This is a genomic window from Treponema sp. R6D11 (assembly GCF_054786075.1).
Window position 1 is genome coordinate 1 of the sequence record NZ_BDHD01000102.1, and the last position, 6,603, is coordinate 6,603.

Sequence of the window (6,603 nt, forward strand, 5' to 3'; positions counted from 1 at the left end):
AGACGTGGTGGAAGAAATAATATCCGATCCCGCGCGCCTCCAGCTTGGCGGCGTAAACAGGCACATGACCGCATTGTTCTCCGACATTAAAGGTTTTACGAGCATTGCGGAAAAACTTACTCCGAACCATCTGGTCGATCTCCTCAACTATTACCTTTCCACCATGAGCGATATTATTCTTGAGCAGAAAGGCACGATAGACAAATATCAGGGGGACTCGATTGTTTCGTTCTTCGGCGCCCCGCTGGAGTTAGACGATCACGCCTTGCGCGCGTGTTCTGCCGCGATAATGATGAAGCGGATAGAAGGCGACGTAAACAAATATGTTTTAGAGAAAGGCATAAGCCCGTCGCCGCTTTTAAGCAGAATCGGGGTTAACACGGGCGAGATGGTGGTAGGAAACATGGGAACGCAGAAGAAGATGAATTATACGATCATCAGTAACGCTGTAAACCTCGCTTCCCGACTTGAAGGGGTAAACAAGGTATACGGCTCATGGATTCTCGCCGCCGATTCCACGATACAGGAGACCAAAGGCAAGCTTCTGACCAGGCGTCTTGACCGAGTAAGGGTCGTGGGAATAAACGAAGTGGTGCGCATTCATGAAATATTGGAATTTAAGTCGGACGCGACGGACGCGTTATTCGAACAGATTTATCTTTTTCACAAGGCGTTGGATCTTTTTGAAGCCCGCAACTGGCAGGACGCGGAAGCGGCGTTTAATCAGGTGTTAAAAACATACCCCAACGACGGGCCATCCAAGCATTATATTAAGCGCTGCCAGCAGTACCAGAAATTCCCGCCCGCCGCCGACTGGGACGGAAGTTTTAACATTACTGAGAAGTAGGGGAAATTTTTACCACGAACCACACGAAATTGTTGTACATAATTTGTCGTTGTCCGTAATAATTCGAGTAGCAAGGAAAATTTTTATAAGTTGCTTAAAAGCGAATAATATGTTATAGTTGGCAAAAGGAGCGTAGTATGGAAAAGATAGCGAGTTTTCAGGTTGATCATCTCAGGTTAAAACCGGGGGTTTACGTGTCACGGCAGGACAAGTTCAATGAGGGGATACTTACCACTTTTGATCTTAGGTTTAAAGAGCCGAACAAGGAACCGGTTATGGATCAGCCGGCGCTTCATTCGATTGAACATCTGTGCGCGACTTTTCTGCGTTCACACAAGGAATGGGGACCGAAAACGGTTTACTTCGGACCTATGGGCTGCCGCACCGGGTTTTATTTAATTTTGGAAGGAAAATATAATTCCACCGAAGTTCTGCCCCTTTTAATTGAAATGTTCACATGGATAGAAAATTTTGAAGGCGCGATTCCCGGAGCCGCCCCCGCCGAATGCGGCAACTGGCAGGAACAAAACCTCAACATGGCAAAATGGGAAAGCAAAAGATACAACAATATATTGAAAAAACCCTCGAAGGAAAACTTGGAATACCCAAGCAATCTGGAGTAGTCTCGCGGGGAAGAGAATAATATCTTTACAATAAAACCTTTTAACCCTCTTAATATAAGGGGGAAAAATGGTATACGGATATATACGCGTCAGCACGGACAAACAAACGGTAGAAAACCAGCGTTATGAGATCGTGCGATTCTGCAAAGCGGAAAAAATTAAAATTGAAAAATGGATAGAGGAAAAAATCAGCGGTACAAAATCGCCCGAAAAAAGACAGTTGGGCAAACTGTTAAAGCTTGTGCAGGCAGGGGATATTATCATCTGCTCAGAATTGTCCCGCCTTGGAAGATCGTTTCTTATGATAATGCCGGACCGCTCGGCCTCCGCGGAAGACGTATAAAAAAGTCGGTTAAGAGATGGCGAGATCCTGCAGAGCGAAAAAAAACAGAACAAAAAACTGGCCTGAGCAAAAGATCTGCGCGCCAAAATCGCCCGAAAAAAGACAGTTGGGCAAACTGTTAAAGCTTGTGCAGGAAGGGGATATTATCATCTGCTCCGAATTGTCCCGCCTTGGAAGATCGTTTTTTATGATAATGTCGATCCTTTCCGGCTGCATGGAGCGCGGCATAAAAATTTGGACGATAAAAGACAATTACCGTTTGGGCGACGACATACAGAGCAAAGTTCTGGCCTTCGCCTTCGGCCTGTCCGCGGAAATCGAACGCAATCTAATCGCGCAAAGAACAAAAGAAGCGCTTGCCCGCTGCAAAGCGGAAGGAAAAACATTAGGCCGCCATCCCGGAAGGGCGGTTAACGTAAGATTATCGGGCCATGAAAAAGAGATACGCAAAATGCTCCGCGAAGGGAAAAACAACGTCGAAATAGGGAAACGGTTCGGCGTTCACCGGCAGACGGTAAGGGTGTTTATCCGCGAGCGGCTGACAAAGTGGAAGTTGAAGAAACTGTTCCCGGAGATATAAGGGCCTACGCGATCTTCCTAAACCTATAAACATTCTCCTGCTCTTCCGGCTCTTCAATTCGCTCCCCGTCAAAGTCAGGCGCTTCGTCAAAAATCAGCGTAAAATAGCCTTCCTGTAAATCGAAATCCAAACAACATTCTAGCTTGTAGTCTTCCGTTACAAAGAGGCTTAATCCGTTGTACGGCTCATTGCTTGTTTCTATGGTTTCAATATTGCCGTCTTCGCCGTCGGTAACAATCCTGTCCGGGTGCATTTGCGCGTACAGATCAATTTTACGGTAGGTGGAATCGGAGGCGAGTAAAATATTGGGGTACACGTTGTATTGGCAATAAAATTTTACGGCGGTCAGGGGGATGGTATCGTCCCCTTTTTAAAAATCAAAGATAAATCCGTTTAGCTTTAATACTCCGTCATCTTCCATTAATTATATATATTCTCCTATATTCACAAACAGTCCTTTAATTATTTCTCCAGCCTTGCCGTATTCGCCTACCAGCAATTCGTCGGATATTTGTTCAATTACCTCTTTTGTGCCGGTGTCATGAGACTGTGCCGCAATCTGCTTCATGATGCTGTTAATGTTTTTAGCGTTCTGCGATTCCAGCGCGGCGGCGAGTTCTTGAAATAATGGGGAATAGGGAACAGGAAGTGGGGAGTGGGGAGCGTCATGTTTTTCGGTCGTATCCGGTTTTAACGCGGCACGGATATTTTTTACCAGTTCCGCCAACTGTCCGGCAAAAACGCCCAGATTTTCACGGATAAAGGTTAAGTCCCCGGTTTTACCGGCGGCTTCAAGGGCGGCGGCTTTCGCGGAAACTTCATCCGCCCCCAGGCTCGCCGAGGCGCTTTTCAGGGCGTGGACTTGGGTAACGAACGCGGACAGGGCGTCCGCTTCCGGCGTTTTTTGCAGAAGGGGCAGGCGCTCTTCCGCGTCTTTGCAGAAGAACGACAATACACCGCGATAGTTTGCTTCCGTTCCGCCGGTCATGGCGATGCCTTTTTCCGTATCAACGCCGGGGATAGCGGGGAACGTGCGACGAGCGTCTTTGTCTGATGTTTGCTCATTGCTAATCGCCCTCTTTTCTTTCGGTATCCATTTACCAAGCATTTCGTCCAATTTGGATATGTCTATAGGTTTGGCGAGAAAATCGTTAAACCCGTTTTCGATAAACATTTCACGCATTCCCATAACTGCGTTGGCGGTAAGTGCGATAATTGGTATTTGCGGATGATTCGAACTTTTTTCCCATTCGCGTATCGCCGCGGTAGCTTCCATGCCGTCCATTTCCGGCATCATGTGATCCATAAGAACAATGTCGTAATCGCGCTTCTGTGAGGCGGCGCGTTTTACCATTTCGATAGACTGTAAACCGCTGACGCATGTGTCCACCGTCGCATGGTAAGGCGCAAGGAGGCCCTCCGCCACTTTGAGATTGGTGGTAATGTCATCTACTACCAGCAGGCGCGCGGTGGGGAACGTGTACCGTATTATACCGCCGCCTTCAGCGTAAACTTTACCGTCCGCCTTGTTGTTGAGGACGTTGGCAATGGACAGGGACTGCGCCGGAAGCGATATAAAGCGCACGTTGGGAATATAAGCCTCGCTACCCCATTCAACCATCAAAGACAGGGACGGTTTTTTGCCGCCAGGGAAAACGTCGTCGGGCTGCTCAATTAACGGTTTGATTCTTTCATAAAGACCGAAACCTGAAAAAACACAGAACCATTCTTCGCGTAACAGGGCTTCGGCAAAATCATCGAGAGTTGTTACCATAACATGGGGAACATTCATGTTTTCTAGCGACCAGCACACTGTTTTAGCGTAGACGTTTCGGCCCTCATAGACCAGCACCTTTTTCTTTTCCGGCTCCTCTACCGCGGCAAAGGGTTCTTCAGTTCCAATAACCTGTGGGATTATAGCCGTAAAGGTACTGCCTTTGCCGTATTCGCTTTCCACCGTGATGTCTCCGCCCATGTAAAGGCAAAGTCGTTTCGTAATCGCCAGGCCGAGACCGGTCCCCTCGATGCTCCTGTTCCTCTTCGTGTCCACCTGAACAAATTCCCCAAAAAGTTTTTCCTTGTCTTGCGGTTTAATTCCTTTTCCGGTGTCGGTTACGGATATCTTGAGCCAGACATGGTTATCGTCCCGCTTGTCCACGGTAAGCGACATTCCGATATGCCCCTTCTCCGAATACTTGACCGCGTTGGACAGCAGGTTAAGGAGAATCTGGCGCATACGCACTTCGTCCCCGATAAGGCTGTTTGGAATTTTTGCGTCTATATTGGAAAAAAAGCGCAGGGGTTTTTCGGTTATCTTCATATTGATAATATTGATTGAATCGTTAATTAAGGACGAAAGCAGATATTTAGCGGGGATAATTTCCATCTTGCCCGCTTCGATTTTTGAAAAATCGAGAATATCGTTGATGATGGAAAGGAGATTCATACCCGCATGTCTTATGTCTTGCGCATAACCTCTGGCTTCGTCGGACAGTTCCCCCCTCAGCAAAAGTTCCGCCATACCGGTAATCGCGTTCATGGGCGTGCGAATCTCGTGGCTCATGGTTGCAAGAAAATTACTTTTAGTGCGGTTCGCCATTTCCGCCTCATTTTTAAGTTCAATTAAACGGCGGTTTTGATGCCTTATTTCATCGACGATGTTAAAGACATATTCCCCCGTTTCTTCAACATTGTTCTGGTATACGACAAGCAAGCGTTCAATGTCTTCTTTGGAAACATTCGATTGATCGATCATTACTCCAAGACTTTTTCTTACGGCCTCGTAGTTTACAAGGGCCGCCTCGTCCGGCTGCAAATCCGCGGCTTCCGAGTCCATGCTCCTTTTAAGGTAGGAAATGGTAATGTTCAATAATTCGCTTCTGCTTACGATGTCAAAAACCAAAGATTTAAGCTTGCTGTCCGTGTAATGGAAAAGCCGTTTGGCTTTGTAAGGGTCTACCGTTCCCTCTTCCGGCAGGGTTCCGAAAAAAACCGCGGTTAATGTCTGGTTGTGATGCGTAAAGAGTTCTTCACCGTAGGTGTTAAACCCAATCATCGGGCATCGGCTGAACACGTTATTAAAAGCGTCCAGCTTGTTAAGCTCCTTAATTTCCAGATAACGCAGTACGCAATTAAACAGAAGGCAGCCCTGTATGCCGGGAAGAAACTGCGCGGCCGCGGCAAGTCCTTTTTTTGTATGATCGATTATGTCTCCTTGTTTTAGGAGAAACACCCTTGTGCCCGCTTCAATGTAACAGTAAAACTGGAGGCCCGTGCCGTCAATGACGGCGTTTGGACTGCGGACATAGATACTGTCCCCGAATTTAAGCCCTAAGGGATGTTTGGAAAAAACGCCCGCGTCCAGCTTGCTTACGTCTACGCCGATCTGCCTCGCGTAAAATTGGGCGGCGCTTTCCCCGTTAATTTCCCACGCGATCCGCTTCATGGTTTCTACCCTTGTAATGGAAAAAGAAGTTTCGGTAGGAATGTAATGCACATAATGGTTGAAAAAGAACGGTATCTTCATTTTGAGAATGACGGCTGCAAGTCCGTCTCCCGAAAGCCTTCCGTCGACGCCGACCAGCGTTTTGGTAAAGGTCAATTCGTCCGCGGCGGCTCCGCCGACAAAAGCCATGTTAAAACTCTGTTCCAGTGAAAATTCTTTAATGATAAGCTCGCCCAGGCAAAGGCCGTCAAAAAAAATCAGTCCAAGGTATTCGTCGGGATTGATGTTTTCGCCTTTAGTCTGCTCTTTCAAGTCAGCGATGGCGTTTTTAGCGGCTTGAACGGGGTCTATTTTGACTCCTTCCTGAAACGTAGAATAAGCCTGTTCAACCTCGTCGGCGGAAAGAGACATTGCGATTATACCGCTTTCAACCGCTCCCGGGCTTGACCAGCCGCCGATCATCGAAGCTCCGGCGCACACGGCATCAGGAAAATTATTTATGAGAACTTTTTGAGGTTCGTACTTTTCAAAATCGGGGGAAAAGAAATAAATAATAGCCTTTATATTTGGCTGGTATATCTCGTTTATAAGGCTTTCAATATTCCAATCGGTTTTTGAAGCTACTTTGATTGCCATAATCCTAGGATTCCCCTTTAATTCTTAATAATATAATACCACATATATGAGTTTTTGAAAATTAGGGAATATAAGAGCAGCGGGGGAAATTTTCGCCATAATTTTCAAAAACTCATATATGTGGTATTA

The 6,603-nt window shown here is 46.8% G+C and carries 6 protein-coding genes; 4 read left to right on the forward strand and 2 right to left on the reverse strand.

Annotation, left to right across the window (positions count from 1 at the left end):
• The 4 genes from ACYVTD_RS08820 to ACYVTD_RS08835 form a co-directional block, all read left to right on the forward strand.
• The coding region (locus tag ACYVTD_RS08820; protein ID WP_461247409.1) for an adenylate/guanylate cyclase domain-containing protein at positions 1 to 847 on the forward strand (847 nt) is incomplete at its 5' end.
• Positions 848 to 984: 137 nt separating this feature from the next.
• Positions 985 to 1,470, forward strand: coding sequence for an S-ribosylhomocysteine lyase (locus ACYVTD_RS08825; RefSeq protein ID WP_461247410.1), 486 nt, complete (start codon positions 985 to 987; stop codon positions 1,468 to 1,470).
• A 67-nt stretch (positions 1,471 to 1,537) separates the two neighbouring features.
• Entirely contained in the window at positions 1,538 to 1,813 is a 276-nt protein-coding gene (locus ACYVTD_RS08830; protein WP_461247411.1) for a recombinase family protein, read from the forward strand.
• A gap of 16 nt (positions 1,814 to 1,829) precedes the next feature.
• Positions 1,830 to 2,393, forward strand: a complete 564-nt coding sequence (locus tag ACYVTD_RS08835) for a recombinase family protein (protein WP_461247412.1) — start codon at positions 1,830 to 1,832, stop codon at positions 2,391 to 2,393.
• Between the two features lie 4 nt (positions 2,394 to 2,397).
• On the opposite strand, the gene ACYVTD_RS08840 is transcribed toward ACYVTD_RS08835, so the two are convergent.
• Both ACYVTD_RS08840 and ACYVTD_RS08845 read right to left on the reverse strand, forming a co-directional pair.
• Positions 2,398 to 2,709, reverse strand: a complete 312-nt coding sequence (locus ACYVTD_RS08840; RefSeq protein WP_461247413.1) for a hypothetical protein — start codon at positions 2,707 to 2,709, stop codon at positions 2,398 to 2,400.
• 108 nt (positions 2,710 to 2,817) lie between these two features.
• Positions 2,818 to 6,474, reverse strand: coding sequence for an ATP-binding protein (locus ACYVTD_RS08845; protein WP_461247414.1), 3,657 nt, complete (start codon positions 6,472 to 6,474; stop codon positions 2,818 to 2,820).
• Positions 6,475 to 6,603 lie beyond the last annotated feature (129 nt).

Bases quoted from the DNA above. Each gene is read 5' to 3' on its own strand.
- ACYVTD_RS08830 (WP_461247411.1), top strand. From the start codon at position 1,538: ATGGTATACGGATATATACGCGTCAGCACGGACAAACAAACGGTAGAA.
- ACYVTD_RS08825 (WP_461247410.1), top strand. From the start codon at position 985: ATGGAAAAGATAGCGAGTTTTCAGGTTGATCATCTCAGGTTAAAACCG.
- ACYVTD_RS08835 (WP_461247412.1), top strand. From the start codon at position 1,830: ATGGCGAGATCCTGCAGAGCGAAAAAAAACAGAACAAAAAACTGGCCT.
- ACYVTD_RS08845 (WP_461247414.1), bottom strand. From the start codon at position 6,474: ATGGCAATCAAAGTAGCTTCAAAAACCGATTGGAATATTGAAAGCCTT.